At 57.2% G+C, this 17,653-nt stretch carries 16 protein-coding genes and 3 tRNA genes; all 19 read right to left on the minus strand.

The window, feature by feature from the left end; all coding sequences use genetic code 11:
• Positions 1-2: 2 nt before the first annotated feature.
• A complete protein-coding gene (gene nuoL / locus GbCGDNIH6_RS06580; RefSeq protein WP_072563290.1) occupies positions 3-1,937 on the minus strand; it encodes an NADH-quinone oxidoreductase subunit L in 1,935 nt (644 codons plus the stop codon).
• Positions 1,938-1,940: 3 nt separating this feature from the next.
• Complete coding sequence (gene nuoK, locus GbCGDNIH6_RS06585; RefSeq protein ID WP_232449729.1) at positions 1,941-2,261, minus strand: NADH-quinone oxidoreductase subunit NuoK; 321 nt, start codon at positions 2,259-2,261, stop codon at positions 1,941-1,943.
• Positions 2,258-3,001: an NADH-quinone oxidoreductase subunit J gene (locus GbCGDNIH6_RS06590; protein WP_072564418.1), complete on the minus strand. Its 744-nt coding sequence runs from the start codon at positions 2,999-3,001 to the stop codon at positions 2,258-2,260. Before GbCGDNIH6_RS06590 ends, nuoK begins: the two co-directional genes overlap by 4 nt.
• Positions 3,002-3,008: 7 nt before the next feature.
• A complete protein-coding gene (gene nuoI / locus GbCGDNIH6_RS06595) occupies positions 3,009-3,497 on the minus strand; it encodes an NADH-quinone oxidoreductase subunit NuoI (RefSeq protein ID WP_011632001.1) in 489 nt (162 codons plus the stop codon).
• A 48-nt stretch (positions 3,498-3,545) separates the two neighbouring features.
• Positions 3,546-4,565 carry an NADH-quinone oxidoreductase subunit NuoH gene (gene nuoH, locus GbCGDNIH6_RS06600; protein ID WP_072563291.1) on the minus strand — a complete coding sequence of 340 codons (1,020 nt, stop codon included), beginning with the start codon at positions 4,563-4,565 and terminating at the stop codon, positions 3,546-3,548.
• Between the two features lie 5 nt (positions 4,566-4,570).
• Entirely contained in the window at positions 4,571-6,628 is a 2,058-nt protein-coding gene (gene nuoG / locus GbCGDNIH6_RS06605) for an NADH-quinone oxidoreductase subunit NuoG (RefSeq protein ID WP_072563292.1), read from the minus strand.
• A 5-nt stretch (positions 6,629-6,633) separates the two neighbouring features.
• Entirely contained in the window at positions 6,634-7,950 is a 1,317-nt protein-coding gene (gene nuoF, locus GbCGDNIH6_RS06610; RefSeq protein ID WP_072563293.1) for an NADH-quinone oxidoreductase subunit NuoF, read from the minus strand.
• Between the two features lie 139 nt (positions 7,951-8,089).
• Positions 8,090-8,773, minus strand: coding sequence for a complex I 24 kDa subunit family protein (locus tag GbCGDNIH6_RS06615; RefSeq protein WP_072563294.1), 684 nt, complete (start codon positions 8,771-8,773; stop codon positions 8,090-8,092).
• Positions 8,773-9,975, minus strand: coding sequence for an NADH-quinone oxidoreductase subunit D (locus tag GbCGDNIH6_RS06620; RefSeq protein WP_072563295.1), 1,203 nt, complete (start codon positions 9,973-9,975; stop codon positions 8,773-8,775). Before GbCGDNIH6_RS06620 ends, GbCGDNIH6_RS06615 begins: the two co-directional genes overlap by 1 nt.
• The gene (locus GbCGDNIH6_RS06625; RefSeq protein WP_408874863.1) at positions 9,972-10,586 is read right to left on the minus strand and encodes an NADH-quinone oxidoreductase subunit C; all 615 of its coding nucleotides are present in this window, start codon (positions 10,584-10,586) and stop codon (positions 9,972-9,974) included. Before GbCGDNIH6_RS06625 ends, GbCGDNIH6_RS06620 begins: the two co-directional genes overlap by 4 nt.
• Positions 10,587-10,599: 13 nt before the next feature.
• The gene (locus tag GbCGDNIH6_RS06630) at positions 10,600-11,184 is read right to left on the minus strand and encodes a NuoB/complex I 20 kDa subunit family protein (protein ID WP_072563297.1); all 585 of its coding nucleotides are present in this window, start codon (positions 11,182-11,184) and stop codon (positions 10,600-10,602) included.
• A 6-nt stretch (positions 11,185-11,190) separates the two neighbouring features.
• Positions 11,191-11,556: an NADH-quinone oxidoreductase subunit A gene (locus GbCGDNIH6_RS06635; protein ID WP_072563298.1), complete on the minus strand. Its 366-nt coding sequence runs from the start codon at positions 11,554-11,556 to the stop codon at positions 11,191-11,193.
• Positions 11,557-11,778: 222 nt separating this feature from the next.
• Positions 11,779-11,855: transfer RNA gene (locus tag GbCGDNIH6_RS06640), tRNA-Asp, on the minus strand.
• Positions 11,856-11,989: 134 nt separating this feature from the next.
• A complete protein-coding gene (locus tag GbCGDNIH6_RS06645; protein ID WP_072564419.1) occupies positions 11,990-12,748 on the minus strand; it encodes a DNA alkylation repair protein in 759 nt (252 codons plus the stop codon).
• Positions 12,749-12,852: 104 nt separating this feature from the next.
• Positions 12,853-12,929: transfer RNA gene (locus GbCGDNIH6_RS06650), tRNA-Asp, on the minus strand.
• Between the two features lie 112 nt (positions 12,930-13,041).
• Positions 13,042-13,116 (minus strand) — tRNA-Val (locus GbCGDNIH6_RS06655).
• Positions 13,117-13,204: 88 nt separating this feature from the next.
• On the minus strand, positions 13,205-13,489 hold the full coding sequence (locus GbCGDNIH6_RS06660) for an HU family DNA-binding protein (RefSeq protein ID WP_072563299.1): 285 nt from the start codon (positions 13,487-13,489) through the stop codon (positions 13,205-13,207).
• 208 nt (positions 13,490-13,697) lie between these two features.
• Entirely contained in the window at positions 13,698-16,130 is a 2,433-nt protein-coding gene (lon, locus tag GbCGDNIH6_RS06665) for an endopeptidase La (RefSeq protein WP_072563300.1), read from the minus strand.
• A gap of 233 nt (positions 16,131-16,363) precedes the next feature.
• Positions 16,364-17,620, minus strand: coding sequence for an ATP-dependent Clp protease ATP-binding subunit ClpX (clpX, locus tag GbCGDNIH6_RS06675; RefSeq protein ID WP_072563302.1), 1,257 nt, complete (start codon positions 17,618-17,620; stop codon positions 16,364-16,366).
• Positions 17,621-17,653: the final 33 nt, after the last annotated feature.

Raw genomic sequence — 17,653 nt, forward strand, 5'->3', positions numbered from 1 at the left:
CATCACCTGAAGATGAGGAAAATGGAAACCAGAGCCACAAGGCCGATCAGCATGGCAAAGGCATAAACCGCGATGGACCCGGTCTGAAGCTTCACAACCCTGGAGGAACCATCGACAGTCAGACTGGCAAGACCGTTCGGAATGCCATCGATGATGGTGGCATCACCAACCGTCCAGAGCAACCGGGCAAAGCACTGATAAGGGCGCACGATCAACGCAGCGTAGATCTCATCGAAATACCATTTATTGGCGAACAGACGGTAAATCGCCGGGAACATCCCCGCCAGACGTGCAGGTGCGGCGGGGTTGAACATATACATCCAGTAGGCCAGCGCGATGCCGAGGACACCGAGAATGGTCGGCAGGATCGAGGCAAGAAACGGAATATGATGCATCTCATGCATCACGTGATTCTCCGGCCCGTTGAACAGGGCCCCCCGCCAGAAGGCGCTCATGCCCTCGCCGATGAACCAGTGCTCCAGCAGCATGCCACCGGCAATAGCGCCGATGGACAGCAGCGCGAGCGGCACCAGCATTACCAGCGGGCTTTCATGCACATGCTCCATGGTGTGGTGGTCGGCACGCAGCTTGCCATGGAACGTCATGATCGTCAGACGCCAGGAGTAGAACGCGGTCAGAAAGGCCGCGAGCGTACCACAAACATAGCCGTAAAACCCTACCCCCCCCTGTGCCCAGGCGGCTTCCAGAATGGCGTCTTTGGAATAGAACCCGGCGAAAGGCGGAATACCCGCCAGCGCCAGATTACCGATCCACATCGCCGCATAGGTGAACGGGATCATTTTCCAGATACCGCCCATTTTGCGCATGTCCTGCTCGTCAGACATGGCATGGATCACGCTGCCTGCTCCAAGGAACAGAAGCGCCTTGAAGAAAGCATGGGTGATCAGATGGAACACCGATACTTCATAGGCACCCACGCCAGCCGCCACAAACATGTAGCCGAGCTGCGAACAGGTGGAATAGGCGATGACTTTCTTGATATCGTTCTGGGCACAACCGATGGTGGCCGCGAACAGGGCGGTGGTGCCACCGATCAGTACGATAAAGGTCTTTGCATCCGGCGCAAATTCCAGCAGTGGCGACATACGCGCCATCAGGAATACACCGGCCGTCACCATCGTCGCGGCATGGATCAGCGCAGAAACCGGGGTGGGGCCTTCCATCGCATCCGGTAACCACACATGCAGACCAATCTGCGCGCTTTTGCCCATCGCGCCGATGAACAGCAGGAAGCCGATCACCTCGAAGGTGCGCAGTTCGGTTCCGAACAGGTGATAATGGTCATTTACATGCTGGGAAACGGTTCCGAAAATCGCCGAGAATTCGATGGAGCCAAAGGTCCAGAACACCAGCGCAATGCCAACGGCGAAAAACAGGTCGCCAACGCGATTGACGATGAAGGCCTTCATGGCCGCCGCATTTGCGCTGTCCTTGTAATACCAGTATCCGATCAGCAGATAGCTGGCCAGACCGACGCCTTCCCACCCGAAAAACAGCTGGAGCAGATTATCCGCTGTCACCAGCATCAACATCGCAAAGGTGAACAGGGAGAGATAGGAGAAAAACCGATAATTCGGCAGGCTGTCATGCGCCATATAGCCGGTGCTGTAGACATGGATCAGCGTGGCGACAAACGTCACCATCGCAACCATGACGGCGGACAGCGTGTCATAGCGAAGCGCCCAGTTGACATGCAGATCCCCGGCCTGAATCCAGTCTGAAACCCTCACCACATCGGGCAGGCCTCCCGGCGGTGAGGAAAGTAGCGTGTAGAGAGACAGCGAACCACAAATCGCTGCGGCAATCATCAGCGCGATTGTCACCACCTGCGCGGCACGATCGCCCATCACCCGTCCGAACAGACCGGCGATCACGGACCCCAGCAGGGGGGCAAAGACTGCGACGGCATAGATCATCGCTCAGCCCTTCATCAGATTCACGTCTTCGACCTGGATCGAACCGCGATTACGGAAATAAATGACCAGAATGGCAAGGCCGATAGCCGCCTCTGCGGCAGCCACGGTCAGGATGAACATCGCAAAAACCTGCCCGGCGAGATCGCCCAGCGAAGCAGAGAACGCTACCATGTTCAGGTTAACAGCAAGCAGGATCAGCTCGATCGACATCAGCATGACAATGACGTTTTTACGGTTCAGAAAGATGCCGAAAATTCCCAGCACGAGCAGAACTGCAGCCACGGCCAGATAATGGCCCAGCCCCACAGTCATAAGGGAATTCATACACGATCCTCCGCTGCGTGGTGAGCGTTCTGCGGCAAATGAGTGCTGGCACCGTGATCATCCTGACCGATCTGGCCATGGCTCGATGCGGGCTTTGATAAGGCAGGCGGCAGGGGACGCAGGAAATCTTCCGGATGGATGCCCTGCCCGACCGGAGCATTCACCAGCTTCAGCGTGTCCTCGATCCGACGATTGACCTGCGCGGCAATGTTCTGATGCCGTGAGGTCTTCCGATCACGCAAGGTCAGCACGATGGCACCGATCATGGCCACCAGCAGGATCAGCCCTGCCATCTGAAACAACATCACGTATTGCGTATAAACGATCTGCCCCAACGCGACAGTATTCTGAACGTGATCAGGACGCGGGGAAAAGCGCAGAGCGCTTGCTCCCGGTGCAACCTGCCATCCCCCCAGAACCATCGCCAGTTCCACGAGCAGCACACCACCAATCGCCGCACCAACCGGCGCGTAACGCTGCCATCCATCCCGCACTTCCGCGAAATTGATATTCAGCATCATCACCACGAACAGGAACAGCACGGCGACAGCGCCGACATAGACGATGACCAGAATCATCGCCAGAAACTCGGCCCCCGTCAGCAGAAACAGGCCCGCCGCGTTAAAAAACGCCAAAATCAGGAACAGTACCGCATGCACCGGATTGCGAGCGCTGACGACCATCGCCCCTGATACGATCAGGATGGCAGAGAAAACATAAAACGCTATCGCGGCGATCATGATCGGTTCACCGGTACGGCGCGTCGAGTTCAAGGCGACGAGCGATTTCCGGCTCCCACCGGTCGCCGTTCGCCAGGAGACGATCCTTGTTGTACATCAGTTCCTCGCGCGTTTCAGTGGCGAATTCCAAATTCGGCCCTTCCACGATCGCGTCCACCGGGCAGGCTTCTTCACACAGACCGCAATAGATGCATTTGGTCATGTCGATGTCATAGCGTGTGGTGCGGCGTGAGCCATCGGCACGAGGCTCGGCCTCGATCGTAATCGCCAGAGCCGGGCAGACAGCCTCACACAGCTTGCAGGCGATGCAGCGCTCCTCCCCGTTCGCATAACGCCGAAGCGCATGCTCGCCCTTGAAGCGCGGGCTGATCGGGTTTTTCTCGTACGGATAATTGATGGTCGCTTTCGGCTTGAAGAAATACTTGAGCGTCAGGGCCATGCCCGAAACGATTTCCGTCAGCAGAAAACTGCGCGCGGTGCGGTCCAGCAACGCCATGTCAGCCCCTTTCCCTCAACACGCAATCATTCATACACACGGTCATCGTCAATTCACCGTCGGCAGCCAGCCTGCCAGCTCCAGCACACAGGCGGTCAGCAGCAGCCATACCAGAGAGAATGGCAAGAACACTTTCCAGCCCAGACGCATCAGCTGATCGTAGCGGTAGCGGGGCACAGTTCCGCGCACCCAGAAAAACACGAACATCAGCGCACAGACTTTCAGCACGAACCAGATCGGCCCCGGCAACCAGTTCAGAGGCGCAATGTCGAAAGGAGGAAGCCACCCGCCGAGGAACAGCAGGGTAGTCATCGCACAGATCATGAACATGTTGGCGTATTCGCCGAGGAAAAACAGCGCATAGGCCATGGCGCTGTATTCCACCATATGTCCGGCGACGATTTCGCTTTCGCCTTCGACGATATCGAATGGAGAGCGATTGGTTTCCGCCAGCCCCGAGATGAAGAAAATCACCGCCATCGGCAACATCGGCAGCACGAACCAGACATGTTTCTGTGCCAGCACGACATCGTTCAGATTGAGCGATCCGACACAAAGCAGGATCGCAACCATGACAAAGCCGATCGAAACTTCGTAGCTGACCATCTGTGCGGCAGCACGCAGCGCACCAAGAAAAGCATATTTGGAATTCGAGGCCCAGCCCGCGATGATCACGCCATAAACACCGAGCGAACTGATCGCAAACAGATACAGCACACCAACATTGATATTGGCCACGGCCCAGCCATCATTCACCGGCACGACAGCCCAGGCGATCATCGCCAGAATAAAGGTCAGCAGCGGTGCGAGAATGAATAGAACCTTATTGGCACCATCCGGAATAATCGTCTCCTTCAGGAGCATCTTTCCAGCATCGGCGAAGGCCTGCAACATCCCCCATGGACCCACCACATTGGGGCCTTTGCGCAGGCCAATGGCGGCCAGAACCTTACGCTCAAACACAGTAGCATAGGCCACCATCAGCATCAGCGGGACCAGAATGGCCAATGCCTGCAAGGCCGTGATGATCAACAGGCCGAGATTGGTATTGAACAGAAAATCGTGCATTCCGCTCACTCCGCCGCACTCGGCAAGCCTGCCTGAGCAGCCTCATAAACCCGCACACATTCCGCCATGGTCGGGCTGGCACGGCTGACAGGGTCAGTCTGCCAGTAGCTGCTGATGGCATAGGTAACAGGGGCCGGGCTGATTGTTCCATGAGCGAAAGGTCCGGAAGGATCGGTGCAGCCACGGACCGGCAGATCATCGATCACGGCAAAAGCCGGATTGACCTCGATGAGTCGTGCCCGAACGGCCTCAAGCGTATCGTAGGGCAACGGACGGTTGATCACGGCACTGAAAGCCCTCAGGATGCGCCAGTCATCCTTGGCATCCTTCAATGGATGCACGGCACGACTGGCCTGCTGCACCCGGCCCTCAGTGTTCACATAGGTGCCGTCTTTTTCAGTATAGGCCGCGCCAGGCAAGATCACATCAGCCCGAGCAGCACCTTTATCACCATGCGATCCCTGATAAACCACGAATGTATTCGCCCCGATCCGGGCCGTGTCGAACTCGTCCGCACCCAGCAGCCAGAGCAGATCGACGCCGCCATCCAACAGGCGCGGCAATCCGTTTTCTCCGCCCGGGGGCACTGCGCCAAGCATCAACGCACCAGCACGTGATGCTGCAGTGTGCAGCACGTTGAAGCCATGCCAGCCAGCATTCAACGCCCCCACCTGAGCGGCCAATGCCCAGCTTGCCGTCAGAATGGCAGCACCATCAGGACGTGCCAGCGCCCCCTGTCCCACAATGATCATCGGCTTTTTTGCCGCGCGCAAAGTTTCGACGAATGCGAAATCGCCTGACGATAGCGCCGACAGATCGGTCCCCAGCCAATCGACCTGATAAGTCAGGTCAAGCGATGCGCCGAAGGAAGCAATGGGAAGCTGGGTCGCCAGCCAGTGTTTGCGAATGCGTGCATTCAGAACCGGCGCCTCATGACGAGGATCGGTGCCGATCAACAGGATGGCATCAGCCTCTTCAATGCCGCCAATGGTCGAATTGAACAGGAAGAAATCACCACGGGACGCATCCAGCGCCGCACCATCCTGCCGACATTCGATCAGGGAGGATCCTGCACCGGTCAGCAGATCCTTCAACGCCACGATGCTTTCCGCATCGGCCAGATCACCGATCAGCGCGCCGATCCGTGCGCCATCCAGACCCTGCATGCGGCTGGCAATAGCCTGAAAAGCCTCCTGCCAGCTGGCCTGCCGAAGAGTGCCGTTCTCCCGCACCCATGGCGTATCCAGACGACGGCGACGCAGGCCATCCACCGCAAAACGCGATTTATCGGCCAGCCATTCCTCGTTCACATCCTCATTGATACGCGGCAACACACGCATCACTTCCGGACCACGGGCGCACAGCACGATATTGGCCCCGACAGCATCCATGACATCGATGCTGTCAGTCCTGTTCAGCTCCCAAGGACGAGCCGTAAAGGCGTACGGTTTCGAGGTCAGGGCACCAACCGGGCAGATATCGATCAGGTTACCGGACAGCTCACTGGTCAGCGCTTTTTCAACATAGGTGCCGATCTCGACATTCTCCCCGCGGGAGGTAGCCCCCAGTTCCGGAACTCCGGCAATTTCCTGCGCAAAACGGACACAGCGTGTGCACTGGATGCAGCGCGTCATCACGGTTTTCACCAGCGGTCCAAGGTACTTGTCCTTCACAGCCCGCTTGTTTTCCTCAAAGCGGGAGTGATCCCGCCCGTAAGCAACGGATTGATCCTGAAGATCGCACTCTCCGCCCTGGTCACAGATCGGGCAATCGAGCGGATGGTTGATAAGCAGAAACTCCATCACACCGCGACGGCCACGACGGACCATCTCGCTGTCGGTTTTCACCACCATCCCATCAGCAACCGGCATCGCACAGGACGCCACCGGCTTCGGCGGCCCCTTTTCGATCTCGACCAGACACATCCGGCAGTTACCGGCCACAGACAGCCGGTCATGATAACAGAAGCGCGGAATTTCCTTGCCGGCCATCTCGCAGGCCTGCAAAACGTTGAACCCGGCTGGAACCTCAAGCTCGGTGCCGTCGATTGTGACTTTCACCATGCTGATTACTCCGCCGCCGCGGGAAGGTTGGGAACCGGCGCCCGACCGGGAACACGCTGTTTATAAGCGCGGATACGATCCTCGATGACCGGGCGGAAATGACGGATCAGCCCCTGAACCGGCCATGCGGCCGCATCGCCCAGCGCACAGATCGTATGACCCTCCACCTGTCGCGTCACCTGCTCCAGCATGTCGATCTCCTCGAGATCAGCGCGACCTTCGACCATGCGGTTCATGATCCTCATCATCCAACCCGTGCCTTCACGGCAGGGAGTGCACTGACCGCAACTTTCATGCTTGTAGAAATGGCTCAGCCGAGCGATCGCCTTGATCACATCGGTGGATTTGTCCATCACGATGACGGCAGCAGTGCCCAGCCCGCTGCGCTGCTCCCGCAGGCTATCGAAATCCATCAGCACATCGTCGCAGATGCTCTTCGGCAGCAGCGGAACCGATGATCCGCCGGGAATAACCGCCAGCAGATTATCCCAGCCACCACGCACGCCCCCCGCATAACGTTCCAGCAGTTCACGCAGGGGAATGCCGAGTTCTTCCTCGACATTGCACGGCTTGTTCACATGGCCAGAGATGGAAAAGAGTTTTGTGCCGCTATTCTTGGGCCGCCCCAAAGATGCAAACCAGGCTCCGCCGCGCCGAAGAATAGTCGGACAAACAGCGATGCTTTCGACATTATTCACCGTCGTCGGGCACCCATACAGACCGACACCAGCCGGGAAAGGCGGCTTCAGACGTGGCATGCCCTTCTTGCCTTCGATGCTTTCGATCAGCGCGGTTTCCTCACCGCAGATATAAGCACCAGCCCCGCGATGAACGTACAGGTCGAAATCCCAACCGCTGCCGCAGGCGTTTTTTCCAATCAGGCCAGCCTCATAAGCCTGATCAATAGCAGCCTGCAAGTGACAGGATTCATTATAAAATTCACCGCGCACATAAATATATGCCGTATGTGCCCCCATCGCGAAGGCGGCGATCAAACAGCCTTCAACCAGTTTGTGGGGATCATGCCGCAGGATATCGCGATCCTTGCAGGTTCCCGGCTCGCTCTCATCGGCATTGACGACGAGGTAATGCGGACGCCCATCGGATTCCTTGGGCATGAAACTCCACTTCATACCGGTGGGGAAACCTGCGCCACCACGACCACGCAGACCGCTGATTTTGATGTCATCTATAATGGCATCACGGCCTCGCGCCAGAATGGCTGCCGTGCCATCCCAGTCCCCGCGCGCCAGAGCGCCTTTCAGCCCCCAATCATGCTCGCCGTACAAATTCGTGAAGATGCGGTCGCGATCGTTCAGCATCGCCTGCCCTCAGCCGATAGAAGCCGGCGGTGTGGAACCGGCCCCATTTTACATACGACATACAATCCAGTTTCCGGCTGGACAGAATGTCGGTCCTCACTCGCCGCGAAGCGGCAGATCAGTGTTCCATTCCGTGCGGTCACTCCCCTGCTGCGGGCGGTGTATAGTTACTCTGCATCTGGGCTGAAGGCACGTCACGCAACGTTGTCGGGCCACCCTCCGGCGCGGAGTTCTGACGACCCGACATAGAGCCAGGTGTTGGGTGCTCCCCGCGGCGCAAGGCGTCCAGCAGAGCAAGGGTCCGGGGACCATCCATATCCTCGTAATAATCGTCATCCACCTGCAGGATCGGCGCATTGACACAGGCGCCAAGACACTCGACCTCCGTCATCGTGAACAGACCATCCTCACTGGTTTCGCCCCAGCCTTGGATACCCGTCGCTGAACGGCAGGCCGCTACGACCTCATCCGAGCCACGCAGCCAGCATGGTGTGGTCGTGCAGAGCTGAAGATGATGACGCCCAACCGGCCGGGTATTGTACATGAAGTAGAAAGTCGCCACCTCATAAACCCGGATCGGCGCCATCCCAAGACGGCGCGCGATCTCATCCATCGCCGCACGGGGAATCCATGCGCTGCCGGTCTCGCGTCCCATCTGCCGCTGTGCCAGATCCAGCAGTGGCATCACCGCGCTGGCGCGGCGAGAGGACGGGTATTTGGCCAGAATAGTTTCTATCTGTTGCTCGCTCTGCACATCGAACGAGAATTCCGCAGGCTGCCAAGGCTCGCGCCCGACATCACTGCCTCCGTTGACGTCCGCCATCAGCGGTCCACCTCACCGAACACAAGATCAAGCGAGCCAATGATCACCACCGCATCCGCCAGCATATGGCGATGGGCCATGACATCGATCGCCTGCAAATGAGCAAAACCGGTCGGACGGATTTTGCAGCGATAAGGGCGGTTGCTGCCATCCGCGACCAGATACACGCCGAACTCTCCTTTCGGACTCTCCACCGCTGTATAGGTGGCGCCCTCCGGAACGTGATAGCCTTCCGTATAAAGCTTGAAGTGATGGATCAGCGCCTCCATCGACCGCTTCATCTCGGCACGAGGGGGCGGAGTGATCTTGTGATCCTGCACCTTGATCGGGCCGGGGCGGATTTTCTCCAGGCACTGCTTCACGATGCGCACACTCTGCCGCATCTCCTCGACCCGCACCAGATAGCGGTCATAGCAGTCGCCATTACGACCGACCGGAACCTCGAAATCCACCTCGGCATATTTATCATAGGGCTGGGACTTACGCAGATCCCACGGAATGCCGCTGGCGCGGATACAGGGACCGCTGAAACCCCAGGCCAGAGCCTGTTCCGGAGTCATGCGGCCGATATCGACCACGCGCTGCTTCCAGATGCGGTTATCGCTCAACAGACCGGCCATATCATCGATAAAGGCCGGGAATTTCTCCGTCCAATCGGCAATGCGGTCAGTCAGACCCGCCGGCAGATCCTTTGCCACCCCACCAGGACGGAAATAATTGGCATGAAATCGGGCGCCGGATACGGCCTCGTGGAATTCAAGCAGCTTTTCACGCTCTTCGTGTCCCCACAGCACTGGCGTCATCGCACCGCCATCGAGCGCATAAGTGGTGAGGTTGAGCAAATGGTTCAGGATGCGCGTGATTTCCGCAAACATCGTGCGGATCCACTGCGCCCGCTCCGGGGCGGTGATACCCAGCAGCTTCTCTGTCGCTAAAGCGAAGGCATGCTCCTCGCACATCGGCGAGACGTAATCGAGCCGGTCAAAATAAGGCAGGGCCTGAAGATAGGATTTGTATTCGATCAGCTTCTCGGTACCACGATGCAGCAGGCCGATATGCGGATCGGCACGCTCCACCACCTCACCATCCAATTCCAGCACCAGACGCAGCACGCCATGGGCGGCAGGATGTTGCGGGCCAAAATTGATAGCGTGGCTGTCGATTTCAACAACACGGCCCTGCTTCTGGACGGTCTCGCTCATCGCTTCGCCTCCTCCGTCACGACCGGTTGCGGCTGGGTGCTGGCGATGGATGCTTTCTCATCACCAGGCAGTGTCGTCATTCCTTCCCACGGAGACAGAAAATCAAAATTACGAAAATCCTGAGTCAGCTTCACCGGCTCATACACGACCTGCCGCCGCTCTTCATCCCAGCGGAGTTCGACATAACCGGTCAGCGGAAAGTCTTTCCGCAGCGGATGCCCCTCAAACCCGTAATCCGTCAGGATACGTCGGTGATCGGGCTGGCCGGAGAACAGGATGCCGAACAGATCCCAGGTCTCACGTTCGAACCAGGTCGCCACGGGCCAGATTTTGTGGACCGACGGCACCGGCATTCCATCATCCGTTCCAACGATCATGCGGATTCGATGATTCAGGGACACTGAGAGCAGATTATAGACAACATCAAAGCGCGGAGACCGCGAAGGCCAGTCTACCCCGCATACATCCATCAGTTGCTGACACAGGAACCGCGGATCATCCCGCAAGGTCAACGCCACTGCCTCAAGCTGATCGCGTGTGACTTCGACGACCAACTCATCTTTTTCCAGCCTCACGCATGTCACGCCGTGTATGGCGGACAAGGCTTCCAGTAAATGTGATTGATCAGCCACGGAGAATGGTTCCCGTCCGGCGAATTTTCTTCTGCAGCTGCATAATGCCGTATACCAGCGCCTCCGCGGTCGGCGGACACCCCGGCACATAGACATCGACAGGCACGATCCGGTCGCAGCCACGCACCACTGAGTAGGAATAGTGGTAATAGCCGCCACCATTGGCACAGGAGCCCATGCTGATCACCCAGCGCGGTTCGGGCATCTGATCATAGACCCGACGCAGGGCCGGGGCCATTTTATTTGTCAGGGTTCCTGCCACAATCATCACATCGCTCTGGCGGGGGGAAGCACGAGGAATAACCCCGAAACGATCCAGATCATAACGTGGCATGTAAGCATGGATCATTTCCACCGCACAGCAAGCCAGACCGAAGGTCATCGGCCAGAGACTGCCTGTGCGCGCCCAATTCACCAGCTTGTCGAGATTGGCGACAACAAAGCCCTTATCTGCCATCTCTCCCGTGATACCACGCAGCACGGCCTCCTGCCCCGGCCCAGGCGACAAAGACTCCCTGTTCCAGAGCATCGCCTCATCTGCTGTCGGGGCATGGGCAGAAGGATACTGGCTCTGCATGGTGCTTTACTCCCACTCCAGCGCGCCTTTGCGCCATTCATAGATGAAGCCGACAGTCAGAACGCCCAGAAAGCCCATCATGGAGAAAAAGCCAAACATGCCAATCCGGGAAAGGCTGACTGCCCATGGGAACAGAAATGCCACTTCCAGATCGAAAATGATGAACAGAATAGCCACCAGATAATACCGTACATCGAAGCGACTGCGTGCATCATCAAAGGCATCGAACCCGCATTCATAAGGCGCGAGCTTTTCAGCATAGGGTTTCTGCCGTGCAGCCAGATAGGAGCCACCGACCATGGCGCATGCAATCACGCTGGCAATCCCGATAAAAACCAGAATCGGAAAATATTCTGTCAGCACAGGCTGCATAGGACATCATCCCTTCCGAAGGCCGAGGAGTCTGGCCATCGAGATTTCTCAGCGTTGGAGGCAATACAGAAACGCCGCTGCCTCGATAGAAAAGGTTTATCGCACCGCGCCATACATCGCAACGGAGCAAACCTAACTAACACCATCCCCGTCCGGATAAGAGAGGGATCGAAAGATTAAGTTATTTTTTAATTTTGCTGGATGCCCGCCATCACAGAAAAATGGCGCGAGTGACGGGGCTCGAACCCGCGACCTCCGGCGTGACAGGCCGGCGCTCTAACCAACTGAGCTACACCCGCGCAACAGCGAGGCGCGCTTCCTACGCTTTGATGGCCCCATCGTCAAGCACATGAACGCAGAAAATATGTACGCTGCGATAGTGTCTTCCCCTTCATCCCATGAATAAGAGTTATGACTGCGCGTACCCCTGAACTCACCCCTTTCGGTTGATGGAACGCAGCGCGCGCCGACAGATTCTGGCCGTAGCAAGACCCGCACTTTCAGCACTCCATTGCGCACACAGGGACCGGACCCAGTCAGGCTGGTCCTTGCTGGCATCATTGAGCCAATTTCCAACAGAGTCCTGTACATAAGGCGCCGGATCGGCACGTAATGGCTGAAGAACAGGTAATGCCTTTCCGGGAAATTGCCGTAAAGCGCGGAGATGGGAGCACCACACTCCACGTGGCCGGGTGGCTTCACTGGCAAAGCGTCTCAGGCGCTCGGAAGAATCCGTCGTCCACCCGGCCAACAATGCAAGAGCATGATCAAGGTCTGCGGCGATATGAGGCCGAACCGCCATCCATGCCCATTCCCGAACGCCGAAATGATGATCATCGGCAAAGGGGCGGATCATCGCTAAACGCTCCGCAAGAGTTTGTCCTGCTGCTGCGCCCACCATGAAACACGCCCAACCACGCACAGTGTCCGAGGAATGGTTCCGCAGGATATCCAGCCCAGCCATGCCGTTATGCTCAAGAATCAGACTGGCCGCCAATGCCATGCGGCGCAAAATTCCTTCTTCCGCCTCACACTGCATTTTCAGAATGGCATCAGGCCCAATAGCAGGAAACACATGGGACAGGAGGGAGGCAAAATTAACACCCAAACACTCGGTGAGCGTCGTGGCCTCAAGGGTACCTGCATTCAGCAAAGCGAGGCGGGCAGGCTCAATCGCTGCAACACGCGGCACGGATCGTTCACCCTTCAACAGCCAAACGCACATTAAAAAAGCCCGCAAAGATGGCATGACCATCCTGACGGGCACCAGATCGTATCAAGAAAAAAATGAGAAACTGGCGCGAGTGACGGGGCTCGAACCCGCGACCTCCGGCGTGACAGGCCGGCGCTCTAACCAACTGAGCTACACCCGCGCAACAGCGAGGCCGGTTCCTACAGGCTGCCGATGCTGCCGTCAAACCCTTCCGGATCAAAGTTCTGGGGATAACTCCAGATAATCCGGATGCAGACAGCGCCGTAAACCTATGGTGGGCGGTGACGGGATCGAACCGCCGACCATCTCGGTGTAAACGAGACGCTCTACCTCTGAGCTAACCGCCCTGACCTCAGTGAGCGCCCTATAAACCGATGCACGCGCATGGTCTACTGCTTCGACAGCAGGAAACGGACAATCGGCCAGGTAAAATCCTTATTCCGCCGAAGAATCCTGCTCGTTCAGCGCATCTTTCAGTGTTTTTCCAGCCTTGAAACGTACCGACAAAGCGGGGGGAATCGCTATTTCTTCCCCGGTGCGCGGGTTCCGCCCGACAGATGCCTTGCGGGAGGCTACGGAAAATGAGCCAAACCCCACCAGCCGGACTTCCTCATGACGTTTCAAAGCAGACTCGATGCTGCCCAGAACCGCATCGACTGCCTGTGCTGCCCTACTACGCGGAAGCTCAAGCTCATCGGCAACTGCCGTGATCAATTCCATTTTATTCAACGCCTGTCCCCTGCCCCGCGTGACTATAAAAGCCGGTTGGCAATTAAAGGATCAGCTTTTATGCCGTCAACGTAACAGAGACTCGCCAAAGTGCAAAAAGTGAAAATTCATCCCCCTGCCTGACCCTCAGACATGAAATCAAACATGAAAAAGGGGAGCGGTATTCCACTCCCCTCTCCCGAAACGAACAAGCCGTCAATCAATGCGGCAGAGAGGTTTCACTGACCTGACCAGATTTTTTGGTCACGGATTCTTCCATGCTCTCATCCCAGGTTATCGCCTCCGGCTTCCTCGCCAGAGCCTGACCGATCACCTCATCAACATGGGAGACCGGAACGATCCGAAGGTTTTTCTTCACGTTATCCGGGATTTCAGCCAGATCCTTCTCATTGTCCTTCGGAATAAAGACAGTGGACAATCCGGCCCGCAGCGCCGCCAGAAGCTTCTCCTTCAACCCGCCGATCGGCAAAACACGGCCACGCAGGGTGATCTCGCCGGTCATGGCGATATCACGGCGCACCGGGATGCCAGTCAGGACGCTGACAAGACTGGTTGCCATTGCAATCCCCGCCGAGGGGCCATCCTTGGGCGTCGCCCCTTCAGGCACATGGACATGGATATCACGCTTCTCAAACACAGTCGGCTTGATGCCGAAGCTGGCGGAACGGCTGCGGACATAGCTGAGCGCTGCGGATACGCTCTCCTGCATCACATCACCCAGTTTACCGGTATGCTTGATGGCGCCTTTACCGGGCAGCAGAACACTCTCAATGGTGAGAATCTCGCCACCAACCTCGGTCCAGGCCAGACCGGCGACCACACCGATCATGTCCTCAGCCTCAATCTCGCCATAGCGGAATTTCTGGACGCCAGCGTATTTCTCAAGGTTCTTCCGGGTAATCGCCACCTTCTTGGCTTTTTTGGTGACGATTTCCTTCACCGCCTTACGGGCCAGACCGGCAATTTCGCGCTCAAGGTTACGAACTCCGGCTTCCCGCGTGTAGTAGCGGATCAGGTCACGGATCGCGTCCTCAGTGACTGACCATTCCTCCGGCTTCAAGCTATGAGCCTCGGTCTGCTTCTGGAGCAGATGGCGCTTGGCGATCTCTACTTTCTCATCCTCGGTATAGCCGGGGATGCGGATGATCTCCATGCGGTCCAGCAAAGGCTGCGGCATACGCAGGCTATTGGCCGTTGTGACGAACATCACGTCGGACAGGTCGTAATCGACCTCCAGATAATGATCGGCAAAAGTTCCATTCTGCTCCGGGTCCAGCACCTCCAGCAGCGCCGAGGACGGATCACCACGCCAGTCGGATCCGAGCTTGTCGATCTCATCCAGCAGGAAGAGCGGGTTCGAGGTCTTGGCCTTTTTCATGCCCTGAATAACCTTGCCGGGCATGGAACCAATATAGGTCCGCCGATGACCGCGCACCTCAGCCTCGTCTCTCACGCCACCCAGTGACATGCGGACAAAATTACGCCCCGTCGCCTTGGCGATCGACTTGCCGAGAGAGGTTTTGCCGACACCAGGCGGCCCCACCAGACAGAGGATCGGACCACGCAGCTTGTCGGAACGGGACTGCACCGCGAGATATTCGAGGATACGCTCCTTGACCTTTTCCAGCCCGTAATGGTCGGCATCAAGCACCTTTTCGGCTTCCTCGACGTCGTTACGGACCTTGCTGCGCTTCTTCCACGGAATACCCAGCATCCAGTCCAGATAATTTCGTACCACGGTCGCTTCAGCGCTCATCGGGCTCATGCTGCGGAGCTTTTTCAGCTCGCTCAGACATTTCTCGGTGGCTTCCTTGGTCAGACGGGTCTTCTTGATGCGCTCTTCCAGCTCGGCGATTTCATCCTTGCCGTCTTCGCCTTCCCCCAGTTCCTTCTGAATAGCCTTCATCTGCTCATTCAGATAATATTCGCGCTGGGTCTTCTCCATCTGGCGCTTCACGCGATTGCGGATGCGCTTCTCCACCTGAAGAACCCCGATCTCGCTTTCCATATGCGCGAAGACACGTTCCAGGCGCTCAGAAATGGGAACGATCTCCAGCAATTCCTGCTTCTCGGCGATTTTCAGGCTCAGATGACTGGCCACCGTATCGGCAAGCTTGCTGGGTTCCTCGATCTGATTGACTGAAACCAAAACCTCCGGCGCAATTTTTTTGTTGAGCTTGATATATTGCTCAAACTGTCCCACCACGGTGCGGCCCAGCGCCTCTAGTTCCTTGTCCGTCTCCCCGGTATCAGCCAGAAGCTCGGTTTTAGCCTCAAAATAGGCCTCCGTCTCGCCGAAGCCCGTAATGCGGGCGCGTCGGCTGCCCTCCACCAACACCTTAACGGTGCCGTCAGGCAGCTTCAGCAACTGCAGAATGGTGGAAACAGTACCGATCCGGTAAATATCATCAATACCGGGATCATCCTGCGAGGCGTTCTTCTGGGCGACCAGCAGAATCTGCTTGTCGTCCTTCATGACAGCTTCCAACGCGCGAACAGATTTTTCCCGCCCGACGAAAAGGGGCACAATCATATGGGGAAAAACAACAATATCACGCAAGGGCAGGACGGGTAGCATCTCGCCCTCAGTGCCGGAACCTTGCGTTTCGTTCTGTGGTGTGGCGTCCGTCATAGGGGACTTCCTTTCAACGACAGCCTGCCGCCCCTATGCCCAGTTCCAAGGCGCATAGCAGCGACAGCACCTTCCAGAAAAACTGTGATAATCAGATTTCTCTGGCGGTTCATGGGGCTTCCCCCGGAATGGGCAGAAGCAGACTCAAGTCAGCAGCGCTTGCTTCGGAAAGAGGAATTGGCAGCATCATGAGGGCTGATTCCAATTCCGAAACATAAATGAGGATTGCGCAATCAGGCGCTCTCCTCCGCGCGTTCTTCTGGTCCGTATGTCATCAGCGGTGCAGCACGACCCTCGGCCACTTCACCGTTGATGACTACTTCTTCGACGTTTTCCATCCCCGGCAGATCATACATAGTGCCGAGCAGGATACCTTCCAGGATGGACCGCAGGCCGCGCGCACCGGTTTTACGGGCGATAGCGCGATTAGCCACGGATTTCAGGGCATCATCGGTGAAGGAAAGGGTCACTCCCTCCATCTCGAACAGACGACCATATTGCTTCACCAGAGCATTTTTCGGCTTGGTGAGGATTTCAATCAAGGCGGCCTCATCAAGGTCTTCCAGCGTCGCAACCACAGGGAGACGACCGATGAATTCCGGAATCAGACCGAAACGCAAAAGATCCTCCGGCTCGACCTCCCTCAGGATTTCACCGGTTCGGCGTTCATCCGGGTCACGGACCTCAGCACCATAGCCAATACCGCCACCCTTTCCGCGGCTACCGATGATCTTTTCCAGCCCGGCGAAGGCGCCCCCGCAGATGAAAAGGATATTGGTGGTATCGACCTGCAGAAACTCCTGCTGAGGATGCTTGCGCCCACCCTGTGGCGGAACCGAGGCAACGGTGCCTTCCATGATCTTCAGCAGCGCCTGCTGAACCCCTTCCCCGCTGACATCACGCGTGATGGAAGGATTGTCTGATTTGCGGCTGATCTTGTCGACCTCGTCGATATAGACAATGCCGCGCTGCGCACGTTCAACGTTGTAATCGGCTGCCTGCAAAAGCTTCAGGATGATGTTTTCGACATCTTCCCCTACATAGCCGGCCTCGGTCAGTGTCGTGGCATCGGCCATGGTGAAGGGCACGTCCAGAATGCGGGCCAGAGTCTGGGCCAGCAATGTCTTACCGGACCCGGTGGGACCGATCAGCATGATATTGGACTTGCCGATTTCTATATCGTTGTTCTTCTGGCCATGCGCCAACCGCTTGTAGTGGTTGTGCACGGCAACGGAGAGAACCTTCTTGGCATGAGCCTGACCGATGACGTAGTCATCGAGAACCTTGCAGATTTCTTTCGGGGTCGGCACGCCATCCCGGGACTTGACCAGATGGGTCTTATGTTCCTCGCGGATGATGTCCATGCAGAGTTCAACGCATTCATCGCAGATGAACACGGTCGGACCGGCAATCAGTTTTCTCACTTCATGCTGCGACTTGCCGCAGAAGGAGCAATAGAGAGTATTTTTCGAATCGCCGGACTTAGTCATGAGCACTCCTGTCCCAACATGGGACTTAACCCT

This window comes from Granulibacter bethesdensis, assembly GCF_001889525.1.
Lineage (GTDB): Bacteria > Pseudomonadota > Alphaproteobacteria > Acetobacterales > Acetobacteraceae > Granulibacter > Granulibacter bethesdensis_C.

What these genes read in the sequence shown, in the direction of transcription:
- nuoL (WP_072563290.1), bottom strand. Translation starts at nt 1,937, where the DNA reads ATGATCTATGCCGTCGCAGTCTTTGCCCCCCTGCTGGGGTCCGTGATC.
- nuoK (WP_232449729.1), bottom strand. Translation starts at nt 2,261, where the DNA reads ATGAATTCCCTTATGACTGTGGGGCTGGGCCATTATCTGGCCGTGGCT.
- GbCGDNIH6_RS06590 (WP_072564418.1), bottom strand. Translation starts at nt 3,001, where the DNA reads ATGATCGCCGCGATAGCGTTTTATGTTTTCTCTGCCATCCTGATCGTA.
- nuoI (WP_011632001.1), bottom strand. Translation starts at nt 3,497, where the DNA reads ATGGCGTTGCTGGACCGCACCGCGCGCAGTTTTCTGCTGACGGAAATC.
- nuoH (WP_072563291.1), bottom strand. Translation starts at nt 4,565, where the DNA reads ATGCACGATTTTCTGTTCAATACCAATCTCGGCCTGTTGATCATCACG.
- nuoG (WP_072563292.1), bottom strand. Translation starts at nt 6,628, where the DNA reads ATGGTGAAAGTCACAATCGACGGCACCGAGCTTGAGGTTCCAGCCGGG.
- nuoF (WP_072563293.1), bottom strand. Translation starts at nt 7,950, where the DNA reads ATGCTGAACGATCGCGACCGCATCTTCACGAATTTGTACGGCGAGCAT.
- GbCGDNIH6_RS06615 (WP_072563294.1), bottom strand. Translation starts at nt 8,773, where the DNA reads ATGGCGGACGTCAACGGAGGCAGTGATGTCGGGCGCGAGCCTTGGCAG.
- GbCGDNIH6_RS06620 (WP_072563295.1), bottom strand. Translation starts at nt 9,975, where the DNA reads ATGAGCGAGACCGTCCAGAAGCAGGGCCGTGTTGTTGAAATCGACAGC.
- GbCGDNIH6_RS06630 (WP_072563297.1), bottom strand. Translation starts at nt 11,184, where the DNA reads ATGCAGAGCCAGTATCCTTCTGCCCATGCCCCGACAGCAGATGAGGCG.
- GbCGDNIH6_RS06635 (WP_072563298.1), bottom strand. Translation starts at nt 11,556, where the DNA reads ATGCAGCCTGTGCTGACAGAATATTTTCCGATTCTGGTTTTTATCGGG.
- GbCGDNIH6_RS06660 (WP_072563299.1), bottom strand. Translation starts at nt 13,489, where the DNA reads ATGGAATTGATCACGGCAGTTGCCGATGAGCTTGAGCTTCCGCGTAGT.
- lon (WP_072563300.1), bottom strand. Translation starts at nt 16,130, where the DNA reads ATGACGGACGCCACACCACAGAACGAAACGCAAGGTTCCGGCACTGAG.
- clpX (WP_072563302.1), bottom strand. Translation starts at nt 17,620, where the DNA reads ATGACTAAGTCCGGCGATTCGAAAAATACTCTCTATTGCTCCTTCTGC.